The 21,829-nt window shown below is 70.3% G+C and carries 9 protein-coding genes and 1 pseudogene; all 10 read right to left on the bottom strand.

Translation table 11 applies throughout. The features are described from left to right. Window positions 1-23 precede the first annotated feature (23 nt). Window positions 24-1,397, bottom strand: a complete 1,374-nt coding sequence (locus tag QH270_RS20865) for a hypothetical protein (RefSeq protein WP_280345108.1) — start codon at window positions 1,395-1,397, stop codon at window positions 24-26. Between the two features lie 2 nt (window positions 1,398-1,399). Then, window positions 1,400-1,711 carry a type VII secretion target gene (locus QH270_RS20860; RefSeq protein WP_280345105.1) on the bottom strand — a complete coding sequence of 104 codons (312 nt, stop codon included), beginning with the start codon at window positions 1,709-1,711 and terminating at the stop codon, window positions 1,400-1,402. 100 nt (window positions 1,712-1,811) lie between these two features. Then, window positions 1,812-2,108, bottom strand: coding sequence for a YbaB/EbfC family nucleoid-associated protein (locus QH270_RS20855; RefSeq protein WP_280345103.1), 297 nt, complete (start codon window positions 2,106-2,108; stop codon window positions 1,812-1,814). 24 nt (window positions 2,109-2,132) lie between these two features. Further along, on the bottom strand, window positions 2,133-2,465 hold the full coding sequence (locus tag QH270_RS20850; protein WP_280345101.1) for a hypothetical protein: 333 nt from the start codon (window positions 2,463-2,465) through the stop codon (window positions 2,133-2,135). 29 nt (window positions 2,466-2,494) lie between these two features. Continuing rightward, window positions 2,495-3,277: an ESX secretion-associated protein EspG gene (locus tag QH270_RS20845; protein WP_280345099.1), complete on the bottom strand. Its 783-nt coding sequence runs from the start codon at window positions 3,275-3,277 to the stop codon at window positions 2,495-2,497. Continuing rightward, complete coding sequence (locus tag QH270_RS20840; protein ID WP_280345097.1) at window positions 3,274-5,106, bottom strand: hypothetical protein; 1,833 nt, start codon at window positions 5,104-5,106, stop codon at window positions 3,274-3,276. Before QH270_RS20840 ends, QH270_RS20845 begins: the two co-directional genes overlap by 4 nt. Before the next feature lie 166 nt (window positions 5,107-5,272). After that, on the bottom strand, window positions 5,273-5,749 hold the full coding sequence (locus tag QH270_RS20835; protein ID WP_280345095.1) for a YbaB/EbfC family nucleoid-associated protein: 477 nt from the start codon (window positions 5,747-5,749) through the stop codon (window positions 5,273-5,275). Window positions 5,750-5,762: 13 nt separating this feature from the next. Continuing rightward, window positions 5,763-6,962 (bottom strand): hypothetical protein, encoded by a 1,200-nt coding sequence (locus tag QH270_RS20830; protein ID WP_280345093.1) that lies wholly within the window; start codon window positions 6,960-6,962, stop codon window positions 5,763-5,765. Window positions 6,963-6,977: 15 nt separating this feature from the next. Continuing rightward, entirely contained in the window at window positions 6,978-7,727 is a 750-nt protein-coding gene (locus QH270_RS20825) for a toxin-antitoxin system YwqK family antitoxin (RefSeq protein ID WP_280345091.1), read from the bottom strand. A 21-nt stretch (window positions 7,728-7,748) separates the two neighbouring features. Next, window positions 7,749-21,829 (bottom strand): annotated as a pseudogene (locus QH270_RS20820) (hypothetical protein); the annotation flags it as partial.

Here is a 21,829-nt window from a genome sequence, read left to right as displayed (position 1 = left end):
GCCACTCCTGTCGTGGTGCCGCGTCACAGTGAGAGTTCTTTGTCCGGTGGCGCGTCGGTGACCACCGGTTCGGCGGCGCCGACGACCGGGGTCGCCACCCCCGCGATCTGGCCGACGACCTCGTCGCCGTGATTGCCGGTGACCAGCTGCGAGTGCACGGCCTCGTTGCCGCCGCCCTCGACCGCGCGCGCCATCGGCATGCCCGCGCCCGCGCCACCCATCGGCATGTAGCCCGGCGACGCGCCGCTCGCCGATGCCGTGGTCATGTTCGCGCCGCCCGACGTGGTGCCCGCGCCGGCGACCGCGCCGGTGCTGCCGACCGTGGACAGACCGCCGCCCCCGCGACCGCCCTGCCACGGGCTCAGCGGCGAAGAGGCCGCGCCCGCGCCACCGATCGCGCCGACGCCGCCGATCACGCCACCACCGCCGCCCGCGCCACCGGCGGCCGCCAGTTCCTCAGCGGATTCCTGGCCGGTGCCGGCGATCTCGCTGCCGGTCGCGGTCGAGTCACCGGTGCCGGTGGTGCTGGTCGAGAGCGAACTCACCTGCCCGGCCAGGGAACTCAACGACGACGCTGCGGTGCTCGCGGTGCTGATCAACGGGGTGATCAAGCTCATCAGCTGGCTCAGCGACTCGCTGCTCGCGTCGACACCGGTCGGGGCGTTGGTGACCTGGACCTTCTCACCGGCCTGCGTCATCTCGCCACTGCGCGCGACCATCTCGGCCTTCGTCTCGGCGGTGATGGCCAAGCCCTCGGCCATCGCCTCCATGGTCGCCGCGATCAGCACGGCCTGCCCACCCGGCGTCGCCGCGTAGAGCGGGGCCAATGCCAGGGTCGCCGAGTAGCGCGCGATCACCGCGGCCAGCTTGGCGCCACCGACCGCCACATTGCCCGCCGCGTGGGTGAGCACCGCCTTCTCCTGGGTGCTCTGGGCGGCGAGCTTGGCGCCGTCGGCCTGGGCACTGGTCGCCTTGTTCGTCGCCTCGGTCGCCGCCGCGCTCTGCCACAGCTGCATCACCGTCTGCAGCGCGGTCGAACCGAGCGACATCACCGTCTCCAGCACCGAGCTGATGTTCGTCAGCGCCTCGGCGGGATTGGTCGAGGTGCCGGTGCCCGAGGTCGAGTTGGTGCCACCGAGCGCACCGGTGCCGAACGCCGACGCCAGATCCGTGAGCGGGCGCATCAGCGCGGTCAGGTCGATCGTCGGCAGCGCGGGCATCTCGGGTAGCTGGATGAACTCGGGCAGCTGCGGCAGCTGCGGTAACCCCATCGAGCTGAGCACCTGGCTCACCGGCTGATCGAGCATCGGCGCCAGCGAACTGCCGCGCAGCAGTTCGAGCACGGTCGGATCGACCGACGCCGCCGCGCCGGCCGAGTCTCCCCCTGGGTAGGTCATGGCTACTGATCGACCGCCGCGATGCCCAGCTTGGACGCCCCGTCGGCGCCCTCATAGGTCGCGGCGGCCTGGGTGGCGGTGAGCGCAGTGCCCGCGTGCACCGCGGCCAGCTCGGCCATCGAGGTGAGGTGGTTGGCTTGCGCGTAGGCGAACGACAGCAGGAATTCCTGCCCGATCAGGCCGAATACCGGCACCGCGGCGGCCATGGTGGCGGCCTGGTCGACCGCACCGGCCTGGGCGACCCCCGCCGCCATGGTGGCCGAAGCACCCGCGTACGCACGAACTGCATCGGGAACTACCGCAACGTGATTCATGGCTCTCGTCCAATCTCGAAACAGCCCATGGTGTTTCGTTACTTTATCTACCCGTCGGAAACCGGCGCCACACTAATCGGCGGTGAAGATCAGTTGAATGTCACGTGCCGGCTCGGTTGTAGGCCGTCACCAGCTCGGCGCGTTCGCTGAAAGCACGGTGCGCTGCGGCCTGCGCGGTCTGCGTCAGCACCCGCTCGAAGTCGGCGGGTGAGAGCTTCGCGATCGCCCCGCTGAGCTCCAGACCGACCAGCGCCCCCGCACCGTCGACGGTCACCGTGACGGCGCCGTCGGGCGAAGTCTCCTGTGCCCGGATGTCATTGGTCGCGTCGGCCAGATCCTGCAGGCGGTAGAGCTGACCCTGCACCTTCGCGATCAGCTCGTCCATGGTTTCGACCATCGCCGTGTCCTCCCCTCTCGCTCGCTAGACCGACCGTAGCCAGCTGTCGGGCTCGGTGTCGTATTCCTGCTCTTCGACGATTTCGGCCGCGGCCACCTCGGCTTCGGTGGGCAGCCCGGTCGCCGCCAGCAGCGCCGGGTCGAACCCCGCTTCCGCCAGCTGGTTACGCCGTGCGAGCCCGGCCCGCTTGGCCGACTTCTGGCACAGCCGCAGGATCTCGGCGGCCAGGTCGTCCGGGTCGCGCCGCAGCTGATCGCCGTCGACGGTGATCCCCACCGGCAATCCCTGCTCGGTGGTGCGCACCACGATCGCACCGGTCAACGACGCCGCGCTGAACTCGGTCGGAAACTCGTCCATCGCTCCCCCTCCCGTCTGGCCGACCATCACTACGCCCGATCATCCCTGATGGCTCTGACAACTTCCGCGATCTGGCTGTTGATCAGCGAAACCACCCGCCTGCGATCCGCGCCGACCGCCACCGGCGGCGTGCCGGGCACGATCACGTAGCGGCCGTCGTCGGTCAGATCGCGCCAGCCGAGCCGCAATCTCACGATGCCACGCGGACCGAATCGAGACCAGCCCTGTTCGACATCGATGAAGCCGTCGCGATCCAGTCGCGCCTGCTGAAAGGTCTGTGTCTGCACCGCGGCGTCGTCGTCGTAGTGCTGGACCAGGGAGCGGCCGTAGCTGCGGTCGAACTGGTCGTTGTCCGGTTCGTCGAGCGGAATCTCCCGACCGCGGCCCGGTTCGGCCGCGGGAAGCTGACCCGCGACAACGTCACCGAGGGACAGCGCGTCGTGCCGGGTGACGACGAATCCGTCTGCGTGATACAGGGTTCGGCCCGGACGTTGACGCACCAGATAGCCGACGTCTCCCTTGCGCACCGCGAGCATGCGCACCGAGAGCTCGGGATCGGTGAGTCGTTCGCCGCCGCCGTACCCACGCACGATCACCCGGATATCGGGCTTGGTGAGCACGCCGATGATGTCGTCGAGCTCATGCCCCCAGCGCTGCCTGATCGCGATCCAGTCCTGTCGCAGCGCGAACTCCGCTTCGTCCGCCGAGCACGGCTCGCTGGAGTGGATGAACGGCTCCGGCATGTACTCGGCTTCGAGACCGGCCCACAACGCTTCGAACTCCGCGCCGGTGAATTCCCACGTGGGCGTCACTGTTCCACCACAGGTCTCGCGACGATCGGGGCCTCACCGAGCGCTTCGTCCAGGTGCTCCACCGAGTCCAGGTAGTCGGCGCGCTTGTGCTCCTTCTGCTGCTGTCCACCGGCACCGGCACCACCCATCGGCGCCATCGGCATGCCTCCCATCGGCGTACCCGCGGCCGACGAGGCGACGCCAGCGCGGAACCCGGACTCCATCCCGGTGGCGGCCGACGCGCGCGGGAACAGTTTGGAGGCGCTGTCCAGACTCGGTGAAAGTGGGGAGGCACCCGCACCGGCGCCACCGCCGCCCGCACCTGAGCCACCACCCCCGCCACCGCCTTTGCTCGCGGCGCTGAGTGCCTTCTTGGCTTGTTCCTGCAGCGAGCTGAGGCCGGCCGCGCTCGGAATCCCCGCGAGCGAGCTCTGTTCCGCGGCGGAGGAAGCCTGTTCGAGCGCGGACTGCGCGGCGGAACTGGCCTGTTCGAGACCGGATTGCAGAGCCGAGGTCAGCTGATCGGTCGAGGACGAACCAGATCCCGATCCCGAGCCGGATCCCGTCGAGCCGTTCGAACCGAGCCCGCCGTTGCCGTTGGTGTCCGCGCCGCCGTTGCCCAACTGGTTGCCGGACTGCTGTTGCTGCAGTTCGGCCATCGCCTTCTTGAACGCGGCGGAAGTGTCACCCGAGCCCGAACCGCTGCCCGAACCCGACCCCGAACCGGAGCCACTTCCGCTGCCGTTTCCGGAGCCGTTCCCGTTTCCGTCGCCGTTGCCGGTCCCGTTTCCCGACGTCGGCGCGGTCGGCTCGGGCAAGGCGGCGATGTGACTCGAGGTCGCGTTGACCCCGGGGACATAGGTGGACATCAGCACATTCCGCGCGTTCTTCGCGGCCGCTTCCTTGGCAGCCTGCTGCTCGCTCGCCTGGACAGACGACGGGATGTACAGCGTGCTGTCCAAGCCTTGTTTCGTAGCGGAAAGCCAGCCGGCCGCGTACTCGAGCGCGACAGAAATCTGGCCCATCTGTTCGATCAGCTTCTGGTTGCCTTCGTGGTAGGCGTTCATCGCCGCCCTGGCTCGGGTGGCACCGCCCGGGCTCGTCCAGTTCTTCGAACTGTCGCCGACCTTCGCGTTCAGGTCGTCGAAAGCTGGTTTCACCTGGTTCTTGAGCAGGGTCCAGTCCGCGGCCGCCGTCCGCAATCTGGCAGGCACGCCCTCGAGTGAAACCCGAATCATGTTGAGCTGCTCATAGTTGTAGGAGCCAGGATTTTCCGCGGTCACTTCGGCCGGATCGAAGTTCTTGCCATTGGTGAGCTCGTTCGGAATGTTCGCCGAGCCGGCGGCCGGCATGGGCACGAGTGGCGGAACCTGAGTGGTCACGCCGGGGAGGTACGGGGGTGCGCCCTGCGACACCGGAGGGAAGGCCGTGACGGGCGCCGAGGAGTTGACTTTGTCACCCTTGGACTTGCTCTGCTCGATGGTGGTGCGCAGCTGGTTCATATCGACTTCGCTGGCGGTGTCGGCACCTTTGTAGCTCTTGGCCGCATCCATGAAGGTAATGGCGACATCGTCGAGGATCGTCTGATGCTTGCCGAGGACGGTCGCCAGCTCACCGGCCTTGTCCGAGAACTGTTTCGCCAACTGCTGCCCCGAATCCAACGAGGAGAACCGGGCGAGTTGTCCGACCAGGTCGGTGGACTGTTTGACGGAGTTCACCTTGATCCGGGCGTCGGTGGCCGCGTTCACCAGATTCGGCAGCGCCGACGGCTCGAGGACCAGCGCACCGTCGGAAGCCGAAGAGCGCAGGCCCGACCACTGTTGGGCCGCCGATGGTCCGGTCGGTGTCATGTCCGAGAGCCTCCCTGTCGTCCTGGATCACCGCCCCGCGCCCCGCCTGGCACCGCTCCCACGACACCGCCGATTCGCACGGCTTGCTAACGATTCTACGGTCTGACAGATGAATTCCGCATGTACAGCGACGATCCCGACGGTGGCCGGGGCGCGAGCATCCGGATCACCAGCCCGCGTCGGTGGCGGTGCGCGACGGGTCGCGCGAGCCGTCCTCCTCGTCGTCCGAGAGACGTTCCCGCTCGGGCGAGTTGGGAGGTTCGAGGGAGGCCTCGACCGGCTGCGGAATGGCGAATCCGTCCATGTCGTCGACCAGTTCGGTGATCTTGGGCAGGCGGGAGCGTTCGCTCTGGATCGGCGCCATCATCTCCTGCGTCCTGCGGGCGACCTCGGCCGCGGCCTGCTGGGCGGCCTCGGTGACGGCCTTGGCGATCTCGGTGTAGGTGAGGTCGTCGATATCGGGGGTGAACTTGGTCTCGATCACCTTGTAGTCGGCGTTGACGGTGACCGTCACCCGTTTGCGCACGGTGGCGCTGGCGATGATCTTCGCGCGATCCTGCTGCACCTGCGCGATCGCCTTCATCTGCTTCTGCACCGTCTCGAAGATGTCGGCCATCTGCGCTTTGGCGTGTTCGTTGGTCATTGTTGATGTCCTCTCACTTCGCCAGGCCGACGGTGTGGGTGCCGAGCAGACCGGCGAGATTCAGCTCGAACCAGGCGGAATCGACGTTGTAGACGTCGGCGGGGAAGACCCTGGTGAACGCTTCCCGCGCGACGGCAGCGCGCTCGGCGGCCTCGACCACTCCGAGGACGGCTTCCTTCTGCGCCTGCGAAGCCTTCTCGCCGAGCAGGCCGGTGAGCACCTCGACGACGGTCCTGGTGTCCCACATGCCCGGCACGGCGGGAGCGAGCGCGTCGGCGCCCGGCGAGGCGCCGCGATACCAGCGGCCGCCCTCCCACCAGTAGCAGAAGGTGAGCAGGCCGTTCTCCGCGCGACGGTTGATCACCGGGGCGGCCACCCAGTCGGGGGCGCCCTGGTAGAGGGCGGGCATCGGTAGGTCCTTGTTGTAGACGGCGTCGAGTTCCGGTGCGTTCCATACTCCGCCGGAGAGCACCGCGCGATCGCCGGGCAGCAGGCAGAGGGTGGAACCGCTGAACTTCGAACCCTCGAACACGTGGAACGCGGGAGTCACGCGCGGGCCCCACTTGGAGCCGACCGCCACGAACGCCGCGGCGATGAGCGCCCATCGGCGGGCCATCAGGTCGAGCGCGGGGAATTCCACGTCCGGCGCGGAGCCGATCGGGTTGTGCCCCGCGGCGGCGTCGGCGCGCGCCTGCTCGGCGGCGGCGAGTGGACCGCGCAGCTGCCGGTTCTCGTGGTGGATGTAGGCGGCCAGCCAGATGGGCAGCCGGTCGCGCGGGTAGATCTCGATGTCGGTGCGGTACACCGTGGGTGGGAAGAGCTGGTCGTCCGGGAAGGGCTCGTCGCCGTAGTCGAAGTCGACGTCCATCCGGCCCGTGTTGGTCAGGGTGAGCAGGTAGCGCCACCACGGCCCGTCGCCCATCGTCGCGGACACGTGCCGATGCTCGCGCAGCAGGTCGAGCAGTTCCGGGCTCGGGAACACCCGCGCGAAGCGTTCCTGCTCGTCGTGGAAGACGACCATCGACACCTCGGCCGCCGCGGTCATCGCGAACGACGCCTCGACCTTGGTCCAGCCGGGCGGACCCAGCGCCGCCAGTGTTTTGGCGATGCGATGGCTCAGCGCGGCGGCACGCTCGGGTATCCCGTCGCCGTCGGCCACCACCGTGGTGAGGGTGAATCCGACATCGGGATCCCCGGCCAACTCGTCAGCCACTGCGTACTCCTCTGCCTAATCCCGGTTCTCGCCGTACCGCGCGACCACGGCACCGGTCTCGTCCCATCGCGTCCGCGTGACCAGCGCGCCGTCGGGAGCGAAGACCGTTTCTTCCTTGCGGTTCCCGTCGGGGAACCATTCGGTCCAGGTGCCCACCTGGTGCCGGTCGGCGTATTCGCCGCGGTAGCGCGGGGTGCCGTCGAGGTACCAGCCGCGGGTCGGTCCGTCGGGGTAACCGTCGGCGTAGGTGGACAGTTCGGTGATGGGGCTGCTCGGCGCGGTGCGACGGTACTCCTGGCCGGTGAACGGCGCGTCGCGGTAGTACATGCGATGGTGCTCGTCGTCCCAGCGCAATTCGGGGTCGTCGGCGGGGAGCGCGTCGGCGGTGATGCCCTTGCGGGTGCGCTCGTCCTCGAATTCGACCAGCTCGCCCCGCTCGTTCCACACCGAGTGGGTGAGCAGCACGCCCTCGATGTCGTAGACGTCTTCCATGCGCCGGACGCCGTCGGGGTACCACTCCTGCCAGGTGCCGACGGGCCGGTTGCGGTAGAACTCGCCGTTATAGCGCATGGTGCCGTCGGGGTACCAGCCGGACCAGTCGCCGTCGCGTTCGCCGTCGTCGTAGCTCCAGTACTCGCGCCAGGTGCCGTCGGGACGCGTGACGGTCACCGCGCCGCTGTACGGCTCGCCGCGATACGACAACGTGCCGGTCGCCGCGTCGACCACCACATCCGGATCGCTCAATTCGATCGGATCGTCACTCACCTGGGAAACCTCTCCGATCGGTCAGGCACGGTCGCTGAACATTGACATCCGGTGGGCCGGATCGGCAACCACGTTACGGATAAGCAGGCCGAGGTCCAGTTCCGGCGGTAGCGCGCGGTAGATCAGCTCCCCCATCGGCCTGCCGTGCACGGCGACGGTGAACCGCGTCATCCGCTGCGCCGATTGCTCCCAGCCCACGTGCGCGCCTTCGGTGACATCGATGGGCTGGCTACCCACCTGCACGAGCAGCCGCTCGCCGAGCCGGTAGAAGATCACCGTCACCCCGTCGAGATCGCCGTAGAGACCATCGGCGCCGAGTTGCCCCGGCGGCGCGGGGCGCAACGCTCCCGACCGTGGATCGAATTCGGCCACCACACCACTGCCGTACGGACGCACCAGCAGCACTGCCTGCTCGACCGGCGACTGATACACCGGGCGATAAGGCCTGCGATCACCACCCTGCCCACCATTCGGCGGCATCATCGGCGGCGGATACATCGGCGCACCACCGGACTGCGCGTTCGCGGAGCCGCCGTTGCCCCCGCCCGACGGCTCACCGATACCCGAGCCGTGGGGCTGCCCCGGTCCGGTGTACGGCTGACCGTGCCCGGGCGAGTACGGCTGGCCTGGACCAGCCGAGTACGACTGACCGGGGCCGGACGAGTACTGCTGTCCGGTGCCAGACGAGGACGACTGATCAGAGCCGTACTGATACGGCTGCCCCGCCCCGGGCTGGTACGCCGGCCCGTTCCCGTGTGAAGGCACCTGACCCTGACCCGGCGGGTGCGACTGTCCACCACCCGGCGCGAACTGCCCACCGCCATAGGGCGACTGCGGCTGGCCGAGCGCGGACTGCCCGCTCCCCGGCGCGTACGACGAGCCCTCAGCCGTCCCGTAGGGCCGGCCACTCCCACCCTGGCCCGGCTGTCCATTCCCCGGAGCCACCGGCTGACCGTCGATCGGCGGGTACGGCTGCCCGCCGCCCGGCAGGTAGGGGCGCTCGTTTCCGGTCACCGCGGGTTGACCCGTACCCGGCACGAACGGCTGACCGTTGCCGGGCGTGGCACCCGTGAGGTGGGCCGGACCGCTTCCACGCCCGCTCGGCAGGCCGTCACCCGACGACTGCCCGCTACCCGGGCCGAACGGCTGCCCCTCATTCGGCACGTACGACTGACCGGCTCCGAGCTGGTGCCGGCCACCTCCGGGCACGAACGACTGGCCATCGCCCGGCGAATACGGCTGACCGTTGCCCGGCGCGAACGGCTGGTCGGGTCCCGACTGGTAGGGCTGACCATTTCCAGGAACGAACGGCTGACCGGTGGCCGGCGAGTACGGCTGTCCGGTGTTCGGCGCGTACGGGTGCCCAGGTCCAGGCTGACTGTTTCCAGGAACGAACGGCTGACCATCGCCGGGTGCGAACGGCTGGCCGGCCTCAGGCCGGTAGCCCGGGCCGTTGTCCGGCACGAACGGTTGACCGGCCCCAGGCTGGAAAGGCTGACCATCGCCCGGGGCGAACGGCTGGCCGGGCCCAGGCCGGTAGCCCGGACCGTTGTCCGGCGTGAACGGCTGGTCAACCCCAGGCTGGAAGGGCTGACCGTTTCCAGGAACGAACGGCTGACCACTTCCCGGCACATACGGCTGACCGTTCTCCGGAAGGGCAGGTAGGCCCGAGCCCGGAGGTTGGGTGACCCACGGCGGCAGTGGAGGCATGCCGCTGCCGGCACCGCCCGGGGGCGGCGGCGTCGGCCAGGACGGCGCCTGCGGCCCGTTCGGCGTAGGCACGGGCGGCACCGGCATATTCGGCGTCGGTTCGGTAGGCGTCGGTACCGGGAACCCCGGCGGCAGCGGAAGCTGTGGTGGCGCCGATGGTTCCGATGGCACAGGCAATGGCGGGAAGCCCGGCGGCAGCGGAAGTTGCGGCGGCACAGGAATCTCCGGCAGCTCCGGCAGTTGCGGAGGCACCGGCGGATCCGGTAGCTCGGGGAGCTGCGGAGGTACAGGCGGAACCGGCAACTCCGGCAACTGCGGAGGCACAGGCGGAACCGGCAACTCCGGCAACTGCGGAGGCACAGGCGGAACCGGCAACTCCGGCAACTGCGGAGGCACCGGCGGAACCGGCAACTCCGGCAACTGCGGAGGCACAGGAGGCTGCGGAGGCACCGGCGGCTGCGGAGGCTCGGGAACCTTTGGCGGGACCGGCGGGACCGGCGGGACCGGCGGGACCGGCGGGACCGGCGGGACCGGCGGGCGGGGAGGTTCGGGTTCCTCGGGCTCAGGCGTCAAATCCAGTGGCGGCACCGGCCATTCGACTTCGTCGAAGACGGGCACATCGAGTTCCACCTCGTACTCGTGGGGCGGATGCGGAATGTGCGACCGCAACGCCGACCCCGGCAGATGCCGACGCCCACCGGGCCGATCGCCGTCCGAAGAACGCGGCGGAACGCCCTCTCCGTCCGGATCGAATCCCTTGTCCGGATCCGAGCCGCCCTCACCCGGATCCGCATCCGAGTCGGCCTCGCTCGGATCGACAGCCGGATCCGAGTCGCCGGCAGGACGGCGCCGCGATCCGTCCCCGTACTCCGAGCCGTCACGATCGACCTCGGCCGCAGGAGGACGCCCCGCCTCGATCCCGGGATCACCGGGATCGGTCACCGGACGAACCACCGGTGGCACTGACGGATCCCCCGTCACAACGACATCCGCATCATCGCGCGATCGACCGGATCCACTCGCTTCCGCCTCGGCACCGGCATCCGGGTCGCCGGAAGACCGCTGCGGCGAATCCTCGCCCGCTGCGCTGTCCTCGCCGTTCACCGGATGACCGGGCTTGCTCCGATCCGCTTCGCCGACAACGGCATCCGGATCAGTGGGAGTACGGGGGCGCGAGTCCCCCGCCTCGGATTCGGGCGATCCGGTGCTCTCGAGCTCGGCGGCGGGGCGGCGCCCCTCCGGGATCCCCGCGTCACCCGGATCGGTGACCGGATCCAGCAGCAGCGGTGCGGCCGGATCCTGGCCGGCTGCGGGCGGCTCGTTCGAGTCGGAATTGCCCACGGGCGGAGTCTCGTTACCGTCCAGCTCGGGTCCGGCGGGCAGGCCGGGGCGCACCGGCGCGCCCGGGACAGCCGGGGGCGGCGTGGGCAGACCGGGGCGCGGCGAACCGTCGGGATCCGGCGCACTGTCGGGAGAACCCTCACCGAGCGCGGGTGTCTCGGTGGCACCGAGCTCGAGATCGGTCGCGAACGGCTCGTTGAGCAGCTCGCGCAACCGGGCGATGTCGGCGGCTCGCTGCCGGATCTCGTCGCGGATCTGCTGGTGCACCTCGGCGAGCGCGTCCATGGTGAGGCGCTCGTGCTTGTCGATGCGTCCGTCGCGGAACCAGTCGTAGACCTTCGCGACCTTCTGGTCGTCGGCGTCGGTGATGTCGGCGCCGAGCAGCCTGGCGTGGTCGCGGCTCGGACCGGGAACGGCGCCGTCGGGCGCAGGCGGCAGCGGCGACCGTTCGGTGAGGTCGTCCGCGCCGACTTCGCGCAGGAAGTCGAGGGCATCGCGATCGTGGACCGGCGGATCATCGCCCACCGCACGGGGATCGGTGTCCGGGTTGTAGACCAGATCGTCGGCGTAGGGATCGATCTCGGCCAGTGCCCGGATGTAGTCGGCGAGTGGACCGGTGAGATCGTCGCGGTTGCCGCGCGCCGCCCGGTTCGACAGCGCTTCGGCCATGGCCGCCGCGTCCAGCGGGAGCCCACCGCGCGGCAGGTTCAGGTGCGGTGCCAGTGCTTCCGTGGCGGAGTCGACGGCGGCCGGATTCAGTTCACGGAGCAGTGCCGCGTACTCGACGAGGTCCGCGGCGCGCTGCCCGTGCAGTTCGCTCGGGCTGCGCGGGTCGGCGAGCCGGTCAGCCACGAGGTCGGGGCTGAGGTCGGCCGGGTCGACACCGAAGCGCAGGGCGAGCGCGCTGCGCGCGTTGTGCAGGGCGTTGAAGGTGTCGATCGCGTCGACGCTGAGCGCGTAGTCGAGGTCCGCCTCGAGCTGCCTGGCCCGCACATGGTTGGCCCGGTCGAGCTCGGTCAGCAGGTCGGTGAGCTGCTCGCGCGACAGGTTCGACGGATCATCGATGCCGAGTCGGCCCGCCACCTCGGCGATATCCGTGCGCACCTCGGCCTGCGAACGCGGTTCCCGTACCGGCGGGGGCGCGTCGTCGGCGACGGCGGGCAGGTTCGTGTCCGGCTCGACGTGGCGGGGCGGCGTCTCGATCATCCGCCACGGGCCGGTGCCCTCACGCACCATGGTCGCGTCGACGGTGCGGCCGTCGAGTTCGCCGCGCAGGTGCCGCACCTCGGGCGCGTCGACCTCGCTGACACGCACACGCCCCTGGTCATCGACGCCGACGATCCTGATCTGGATATCGATCTCGCCCCGGTTGAGCCGGCCGATGAAGTCCGCATCGGCCTCGGCGAGCGCGCGGGCCAATGCGGCCTCGGGTCCGGCACCGGTGTCGACGATCGCGATCCTGCCGTTCTCGGTGTCGACCACCACCCGGTCACCCGTATCGAGGTCGTCGAAATCCGCCACCCGCCAGGTGAATTCACTCAACCGGCCGACATTTTCGTCCAATTGACCACGCAGCCGGGCGATCTCGGCGTCGAGGTTCTGGACCAGCGCCTCCAGATCGGCGGCGGCCAGATGCGCCCAGGTGGACCGCTCGTCACGCAACCCGGCGCGGCGCAGGGCGTCGTCGAAGATCTTGCGCGCGTCCTCGGCGTGGACGGTGTCCGAGCCGCCGTCGTCGCTCAGGTCCGGCCAGATGTCGACCCATTGGCCGCCGTTGTTCACCCCGCGCCAGTTCAGCATGTCGAAGCTGAACTGGTCGCCTCTGGTCGCGACGACTTCCTTCAGATAGGCACCGAGCGGGTCTTTGCTGAAGAAATTGGCGGGCCGGAACGGGATGTCGGCATGCTCGGCGTTGAAGAACCGCGCGGCCGCCTCGAGTGCCTGGATCACGCCGTCACGGCGCAGCAGCCGGTACTCGGCCTCGGCCAGCGCCTTGCGCAGACCCTCCTCGCTGAAATCGGTGATCCGCACGCCCAATTCGCGGCCGAGCGCATCGAGCACGGTGGCGTCGGCGATGCGCTGGTTCACCGCGTCGACCACGTCCCGCAGCCACGGGGGCAGCTTCTCGGCGACTTCGGGCGATTGTTCCGGCTGATCGGTGAGCTGTTGCGGTTGCTCGGATTTCGGGAGCGCTTCGGCCTGGCGAGCCGACAGTTCCTCCGGTGTCAAGCTTTCCGGTTCGAGCAGGTGCGTCAGTCCGGCGTCGCGCAGCTCCTGCTCGATCTGGCGGCGCAGCTCCGGATCGGCGTCGGAGATCCACGGCTTGTACTCGCTGCCGTCGAGGTTCCGCAGCGGCAGGAACTCACCGGCCTGGTCGGCGATCCGCGACGACAGGTGCCGCAAGATCGGCACAAGCTCGCGCTTGCGCCACATCTCCATGCTCACCAGAAGGATGCGCGCCGGGTTGAACTTGATCTGCAGCTGGTCGTACTCGCCACCGGGGGCGTTGGGTGTCGCGTCCTTGACCGCGGTCAGCGGCAGCCCGGCACCGTGGCCGAGCATCGACTGACCGGCCGCGTCGATGCTGTTGCCGGACGGGTACTTCGGGTTCTCGCCGTGGAAGCCACGGTTGACGATCCGGTCCCACAGCCTGCGCAGCCAGTTCCGCTTCGGCGCCACCTCGACCGCCTTGTCGGTGCTCGGCGCGCGCGGCGTCGGCTCCGGATGCGGGACGGGTTCCAGGTGCCAGGCGTCCGGCCCGTCCTCGACCCGTCGCACCAGCGTCGGGTCACCGTCGACCTCGAGCGACAGCATCTGGTCGTCGAGCTCGGTGCGGGCCAGCCGGTCCAGGTGGGCGAGGTCGGTGGCATCGCGCGTCACTCCGGCGCGCAGCCGGGCGATGTCGTCGGCGGCACGGACCAGGCCGGGATCGGCGGGCAGCCCGAGCCGAGCCGCCCAGCGGCGGGCGACCGCCTCGCGCACGGTCCGCTGCCCCGGATCGGTCGCGGCCTCGGCATGCCGGACCGCGGAGGCGAACGCCTCCACCGCACCGGCCCGCAACAACTGCCGATACCTGGCGGCATCGAGCGAACCCGGATCGGCGAGGTCGATTCCGAAGCGGGCCGCCAGCCGGTCCAGCGCCTGCTGGGCGGATTCCATCCGTGGCCCGCCCGGCAGCTGGGTACCGTCGCCCGGCGGCAGGATCGCGGTGGGGTCGAGCGGCTTCGCCGCAGGGTCCGGCTCGGGCTCGGCACCGAGTGCCTGGCGGGAGCCTTCTTCGAGTCCGGCGCGGCGCAGATCCTCGGCGATCCCGGCGCGGACCTCGGGATCACCCTCGACCCGCCACTGCTCCTGGCCGTCCTGCAGCTGATCGAGGTCGAGGGCCGAGTAATCGGCCGGATAACGCATCGGCTCGCCGAGCTCGGCGCCGGAATCCAGTGCGCTGTCCAGGAATCCACGCGCCCGCGCCATATCGGCGATCTCGGCCAGCGCGCCGAGCGGATCACGCTGACCGGTCAGCGCCTCACCGAGACCCATCGCCTCGGCCAGCCTGCGCACCTGCTCGGCCTGCTCGGGCGTCAGCGGTGGCACGTCGGCGTGGGCCGACGGCGGCAGGTCGCTGAGATCCTGCAGGAATCGGCGCACGTCGTCGATGAGGTCGCTGCGCTGCTGGGCGCGGGTCGGCTCGGCAGGCGTATCGCTGTCCGGCGGAATCAGGTCGGCGTCGCCGGGCACGGCCAGTTCCGCGGGTGGCTTCGGCAGCCCGCTGTCGAGCGGCGACGAACTCTTCGACGGCTCTTCGGGTTCCGGGCTGAGCGCGGTCGGCGGGTGCGCGGGCGGCTTCGAGGGCGGGCCGCCGGGTGCGGTATCAGGGACGGGCGGATCGCCCGCGTCCCCGTCACCGGGCGATCCTTCGACATCATCGCCGTCACCGGGCAGCGAGGCCTGCGGATCCTCACCGATCGCCGAGGCGTCGGTGTCTGTCCGCATCGGCAGCCGCTCGATGGTGGGCCCGTCGGCGTCGAAACCCATTCGCAGCTCGACACAGTTCGCTCCGGGCGACCGCAGCGCCGCGAGTACCTCGGCGTTTTCGAGCGCGATCTCCGTGCGCAAGGCCCGCTCGGCATCACCCTCTGCCCAGCCCACGATGAAGAGCGTCGGCGGATCCTCGCCGACCGCGATCTTCGTCGCGATCATTCTGGTACCCGCGGTCAGCAAGGCGTCCGCTTCTGCGGCGTCCGCGAAGCTGTCGGCGATCCGATCGGCGCGATCACGCGCGGCATCCGCGACGAGTTCGTCGCCACGCCCCATGGCGGCATCGTGCTCACCCAGTGCCTCGACCGCCTCGATCCGCAGTCGGTCGAGCTCCGCGCGCCGAGCGGCCGGGTCCGCGGATGAGCCATCGTGCGCCACCGGGCCGTCGGCGAGGTCGCCCACGGCACCGTCGCCACCCACGACCATGTCCACCGCCATGGCGTCGACCTCGGCGGCGGCCAAGACGTACAGCTCGGCCATCCTGCCCAGCGAGGTGACGATTCCCATTTCCTCCGGCGCGCGCACCACATGGGCGAGGTGGGCGACAGTGTCGCGGATCGCCGTCGGCGCCAGCCGATCCGGCGAGACCCACTCCGTCAGACCGTTGGTCAGTTCCTGGATCCGCGCCGCGAAGCGGTCACGCCGGGCCACCGCGTCGCCGTAGTCGGCCGCCGGCGGCAACGCGTGGGACTCCTCGGCAGCGCGCTGCTCGCCGCGGCTGGTGAGCAACGCGTGCAGAACCTTTGCCGGTTCCGTCGCCTCGACACCGTTGAGCTCGACATCGGCGAAAGCCTCGGCCAGCGCCTCCGTGGGATTCAACGGCCCGGCACCGGAGTCCTCGAAGCTGTAGCCGCTCAGCGCACTCAGCCAATCGTCGAAGTCGGCCTGCACGAACTCCCCGCGCTGTGCGGAATACCCACTCACCAGTGCGTCCATCACGTCTTCATCGGTGAGCAGGCCCGTGTAGTCCATGGCATGCCCGAATTCGTGGGTCATCGCGGTGTAGGCGGATGAGTAACCGATCGAGGGTGGGTGGAAGCGGGTCGGCGTCTCGGCCGTGAACTCGCGCAGGAAGTCCATGGTCAGGCCGATGACGGCCTTCGCCTTGCCGCCGGGCAGGAAAGGTGGACGATGTGAGAATTGAGCCTCCCGCTCGTCCACATCGAGATTTTTCACGGTCACCGCCGTGACGTGCACCCACGGGTATTTCGTCTTCAGCCGGTCGAAGGCGCGAACCGCGTCACGCACCGCGTCCGGGTCGACACCGGTCGCATCGAGCCCGCGCGTGATGACGCCGTGACGCTCACCCAGGACGCGCGCGATCTCGCGGGCATCGCGTCGACTCCACTCCCCCAGATCGCGCTGGGACGGGGGCCAGTGGCCGCCGTCCCCAGGCACGGCACCGACCAGGTCGAATGCTTGGCGCAGCAACCGAAGTCGCAGCGACTCCGTCGGCCACTGTCCGGCCGGCGATCGGCGCACGGTGGCGAGCGCGGTGCTCGACGCCAGCAGCTCGTGTACCCGCACACCGGCCTGATCGACTTCGACGTGCAGATAGCGGACCCGCGTATCGAATCTCTGTGCGGCGTCGGCCGCTGTCGGAGCCGCGAGATTCGGATCGGCGAACCGGCCGACTACCACAAGCCCGTCCGCGAGCGAAGGCACCAGACCGAGCCCGTCGCTCGTGTGCTCGGCGCCGAGCGCGCCGAGCACTCCACGCACCGCGAGGTTCTCGGCGCTCTCCCGCGCCATCGTGTCGTCAGGATCGATACCGGAACGGATCGCCCGCTCGAACGCGGCCTCGATCTCACGGCCGCCGACTCCGAGCTCGCGCATTCGATCGGCGAGCTGGGTGAGGCTGCGCCCCGCGGGGTCGACGCCCATCTGCCGGGCGCCCGCGGCGAGCTCGTCATAGGCCGCCGCCCGCTCGGCCGACACCGCGAGCACATCGGCGTCCGCATCGGAGGCCGGGGTGATGTCGAGTGTGCTCCCGCGCGACCACCGGTGCGCCCGTGGCCGCAGCCCTTCGCCACCATCGGCCGCCTCACGTGCCCACCGCAACCGATCCTCGACCCAGCCCAGTCGACGCACGAGCCGCGAGGCCTCTTTGGCCTCGGCGAGCCGGGCACGCGAGGCCTCCTCGACCCGCCCTGTGATACGGCGCGCTTCCAAGTCCCTCAGCTGGTCCGTCCGGCTTCCGCGGATCGACGAGGTGATGTCCTCCAGGCTCGATGTCGTGAACCTGGCCGGGTCCTCGACGCCGAGTTCAGCGACCGCCCGCACCGCATCGGCGGCGAACAGCTCTCGTATCCGGGCGTTGACGGCCACGTGCGCCGCAGCGTCGGGCACGGCCACGGCGCGATGCGATGTATGTGGTTCCGGGCGCTGCTCGTGGTTCGCCGCGACCTGCTCGGCAGCAGGATCGCCGGATTCGGGGGGATCGGTGTGCTCGACGGAAGGACGATCTTGTGAATTGTCGACAGGCGGAGTTCCGTTGTCGCCGTCGGCCTCTGGGCCGGCAGGCAGCCCGGGGCGCACCGGCGCTCCCGGCCCGGTCGGCGGCGGACCTGCGGTGGGACGAGCCGGTGGCCCGTCGGGGTCAGGCCCGTCGGTCGGTCCACGGTCCAGGGCGGGCGTGTCCGCCCCGCCGAGCTCCGGGTCGGTGACGAACGGCTCGTTGAGCAGCTCCCGCAGCCGGGCGATATCGGCGGCGCGCTGCCGGATCTCGTCGCGGATCTCCGCGTGGACCTGGGCGAGCTGTTCGAGGGTGAGTCGTTCGTGCTTGTCGATGCGGCCGTCGCGGAACCACTCGTAGACCTGGGCGACGCGCCGGTCGTCGGCATCGGTCAGGTCGACGCCGAGCAGGCGCGCGTGGTCACGACTCGGGCCTGGGACGGCGTCCTCGGGCGCGGGCGGCAATGGCGATCGGTCGGTGAGGTTGTCGGCGCCCACCTCGCGCAGGAAGTCCAGGGCGTCGCCGGGGTGCACCGGCGGGTCCTCGCCCCGCGCACGCGGGTCGGCCTCGGGGTTGTAGACCAAGTTCTCGGCGTACGGATCGATCTCGGCGAGCGCGCGCACATAGTCGGCGAGCGGGCCGCTGAGGTCGTCGAGCGCGCCGCGTGCGGCCCGGTTCGACACCGCCTCGGCCAACGCCGACGCGTCCAGCGACAGTCCGCCACGGGGCAGCCCGAGGTGCGGGGCGAGTGCGTCGAGCGCGGCGTCGACGGCGGCGGGATCCAGCGCACGCAGCAGTTTCGCGTACTCGGTGAGGTTCGCCGATCGCTGACGATGCAGTTCCACCCGCGTGGCGGGATCGGCCAGTCCGGCGGCAATCACCTCCGGGCTCAGCGCCTCCGGGGTGACACCGAACCGCAGCGCCAGCGCGCTGCGCACGTTGTGCAGCGCGTTGAAGTTGTCGATCGCGTCGGCACTGCGCGCGTAGTCGACCAGGCCCTCGACCTGCCGGGCCCGCACCTGATTGGCGCGCTCCTGCTCGGCGAGCAACCGGTCGAGCTGCTCGGCGGACAGATTCGACGGATCGTCGATGCCGAGCCGACCGGCCACCTCGGCGATGTCGGCCCTGACCTCGGCCAGCGAACGAGGTTCGCGGACAAGCTGATTCGCGTCCTCCGGGACGACAGACAGGTCGGTGCCGGTTTCGGGTACCCGGGACGGCAGCTCGACGAGCCGCCACGGCCCGTTCCCCTCGCGCACCGTCGTCGCGTCCACGGTGCGGCCGTCGACCTCGGTGCGCAGGTGCCGGATTTCCGGCGCGTCGACCTCGAGCAGGTGCACGCGGCCGTCCGCGTCGATGCCGACCACCCGGATCTCGATGTCGATCTCGCCGCGGTTGAGCCGGTCGATGAAGTCCGCGTCGGCCTCGGCCAGCGCGCGGGCCAGCGCGGCCTCATGGCCGGCGCCGGTGTCGACGATCGCGATCCTGCCGTTGTCGGCGTCGAGCACGAGCCGGTCGCCGGTGTCACTGTCGTCGAAATCGGCCACCCGCCGGGTGAATTCGCCGAACTTGCCGATGTTGTCGTCGAGTTGACCACGCAGCGCGGCGATCTCGGCGTCGAGGTTTCGGACCAGCGCCTCGAGATCGGCGCCGGCCAGATGCGCCCAGGTCGACCGCTCGTCGCGCAGCCCGGCGCGCCGCAGCGCGTCGTCGAAGATCTTGCGCGCGTCCTCGGCGAGCACGGTGGGATCGTTGCCGTCGTCGGCGAGATCGGCCCAGAGGCTGGGCAGCTCGCCGCCGTTGTTCACCCCGCGCGAGTTCAGCATGTCGAAGGCGAACTCGTCGCCCCTGGCCGCGACGACTTCCTTGAGGTAGGCGCCCAGCGGGTCCTTGCTGTGGAAGTTGGCGGGCCGGAAGGGGATCTCGGCGTTCTCGGCGTTGAAGAATCGCGCGGCCGCTTCGAGCGCCTGGATCACGCCGTCGCGGCGCAGCAGCCGGTATTCGGCCTCGGCGAGCGCCTTGCGCAGTCCTTCCTCGCTGAAATCGGTGATCCGCACCCCGAGTTCGTGCGCGAGCGCCTCGAGCACGGTGGCGTCGGAGATCCGCCCGTTGACGGCGTCGACCACCTCACGCAGCCACGGCGGCAGCGGCTCGGTGACGGCGGGTACTTCCTCGCCCTCACTCGAAATCCGCACCGGGTCGGCGGACTCCGGCAGTTCCTTCGGCTCCCGCGCGGCCAGCTCCTGCGGGGTCAGGCTCTCCGGCTCGAGGAGATGCTCGAGCCCGGCGTCGCGCAGGTCCTGTTCGATCTGGCGACGCAGTTCCGGATCGGCGTCGGAGATCCACGGCTTGTACTCGGTGCCGTCGAGATTGCGCAGCGGCAGGAACTCGCCCGCCTGGTCGGCGATCCGCGAGGACAGGTGCCGCAGGATCGGCACCAGCTCACGGTTCTGCCACATGAGCACACCCTCTTTGAGGATGCGTGCCGGGTTGAACTTGATCTGCAGCTGGTCGTACTCGCCGCCGGGCGCGTTCGGGGTGGAGTCCTTGACCGTGGTCAGCGGCAGCCCGGCGCTGTGGCCGAGCATCGACTGACCGGCGCCATCGATGCTGGAACCCGACGGGTACTTCGGGTTCTCGCCGTAGTAGCCCCGGTTGACGACCCGGTCCCAGAGCCTGCGCAGCCAGTTCTTCTTCGGCGGCACCTCGACCGCTTTCTCGGCGGTCGTCGTGAACGGCTTCGGCTCGCGATGCGCGACCGGTTCGAGATGCCACGAGTCGGGCCCGTCGGCCACGAGCCGCACCAGTACCCTCTCGCCGTCGACATCCAGCGACATCATGCGGTCGTCGGGCTCGTTGCGCACCATCTGATACAGATGCGCCATATCCCCGGCATCGCGCGTCACCGCGGCCCGCAGCCGGTTGATGTCGTCGGCCGCGCGGGTGAGACCGGGATCGGCGGGCAGGCCCAATCGAGCGGCCCACCGCCGCGCGACAGCCTCCCGCACCGCACGCTGCTGGGGATCGGTGGCGGCCTCGGCATGCCGCACCGCGGCGGCGAACGCCTCGACCGCACCCGCCCGCAGCAACTGGCGATACCGCGCGGCATCGAGGGCACCCGGATCGGTGAGATCCACGCCGAACCTGGCGGCCAGGCGATCCATCGCCTGCTGCGCGGGCTCGATCCGTGGGCTGCCGGGTTGGCGCGCACCGTCTTCCGGCGGCAGGATCGCGGACGGCTGCAACGGCGTGGCCTGCGGATTCGGCTCCGGATCTGTGCCGAGCGCCGGGCGCGCGTCGTCGTCGAGCCCGGCCCGACGCAGGTCCTCGGCGATCTCGGACCGCACTTCGGGGTCGCCCTCGACGCGCCAGTGGTCGAGGCCGTCCTGCAGTTCGTCCAGGTCGAGCGGCTCGTAGTCGTCGGGATACCGCATCGGCTCGCCGAGCTCGGCATCGGGATCCAGTGCGCTGTCCAGGAATCCACGCGCCCGCGCCATATCGGCGATCTCGGCCAGCGCGCCGAGCGGATCACGCTGACCGGTCAGCGCCTCACCGAGGCCCATCGCCTCGGCCAGCCTGCGCACCTGCTCGGCCTGCTCCGGAGTCAACGGCGGCGTATCCGCGTGGGCCGACGGCGGCAGGTCGCTCAGTTCCTGGAGGAACTGGTGGACGTCGTTGAGGAAGTCCCGGCGTTGGTAGGCACGTTCGGGTGTGGCACCGGTGTCGGATTGAGCACCGTCGCCGACCGGCTGACCCAGCGCGGCGTCGCCGGGCACGGCCAGCTCGGCCGGCGGCTTCGGCATCCCGAAGTCGAGTGGCGACGAATTCTTCGACGGCTCTTCCGGTTCCGGGCTGTGCGCCGTCGGCGGCCGTGACGGCGGCTTGGACGGCGGGCCGCCGGGAGCGGTGCTCGCCGCGGGCGGTTCGCCCGAGTCGTCGTCATCGCGTGAGCCGTCGCGCTCGGACCCTGGCGTTGCCGGATCGCCATCGCTGTCCTCATCGCGGGAGGTTCCCTCGGCAGGCGTTTCGTGCCGCGAACCGTCGTCGACCGAATCATCCCCGCTGACAGGCTGTTCCCCGCTCCGGCGCTCGACCGCGGCCGCGAACCGCGCCGCCATCTCCGCACGGGCGGCGTCGAATTCCTGCTGGGCCCGCAGGTACGACGCGAGTGCCCGCGCGTCGGCCAGTGCCTCGGCGTCGAGGTCCTCGACCCGCACCTGCGTGGCCTCGGCCAGCTCCGCGCGCAGCGCGTCGAACTTCTGCTGCGCGGCGAGGAAGGACTCGAGCGCGGCCAGGTCCGCCGCCCGCATCGCGAAGTCGGCCTCGGACTCGTCGCCACGCCGTGCGGCGGCCTCGGCGTCCCTGGCCGCCAGCTCCTCGAACCTCGCGGCGATCGCCGCCTGCGTGGCCTCGAATTCGCGCTGGGCGCGCAGGTAGGACTCCAGCGCGGCCAGATCGGCGTCGACGGCGTCGAGTTCGCGCAGCGAGTCGTCGAGCGCGGCGTCGGCCTGGTCGGCGCGGGGGGGGGGGGGCGGGGGGGGGGGGCCGGGGGTGCGGTGGG

Source organism: Nocardia neocaledoniensis (assembly GCF_029868625.1).
In the GTDB taxonomy this organism is placed as follows: Bacteria; Actinomycetota; Actinomycetes; order Mycobacteriales; family Mycobacteriaceae; genus Nocardia; species Nocardia neocaledoniensis_A.
This window is presented reverse-complemented; position numbering and strand designations above follow the sequence as displayed.

What these genes read in the sequence shown, in the direction of transcription:
- QH270_RS20865 (WP_280345108.1), bottom strand. Translation starts at nt 1,397, where the DNA reads ATGACCTACCCAGGGGGAGACTCGGCCGGCGCGGCGGCGTCGGTCGAT.
- QH270_RS20860 (WP_280345105.1), bottom strand. Translation starts at nt 1,711, where the DNA reads ATGAATCACGTTGCGGTAGTTCCCGATGCAGTTCGTGCGTACGCGGGT.
- QH270_RS20855 (WP_280345103.1), bottom strand. Translation starts at nt 2,108, where the DNA reads ATGGTCGAAACCATGGACGAGCTGATCGCGAAGGTGCAGGGTCAGCTC.
- QH270_RS20850 (WP_280345101.1), bottom strand. Translation starts at nt 2,465, where the DNA reads ATGGACGAGTTTCCGACCGAGTTCAGCGCGGCGTCGTTGACCGGTGCG.
- QH270_RS20840 (WP_280345097.1), bottom strand. Translation starts at nt 5,106, where the DNA reads ATGACACCGACCGGACCATCGGCGGCCCAACAGTGGTCGGGCCTGCGC.
- QH270_RS20835 (WP_280345095.1), bottom strand. Translation starts at nt 5,749, where the DNA reads ATGACCAACGAACACGCCAAAGCGCAGATGGCCGACATCTTCGAGACG.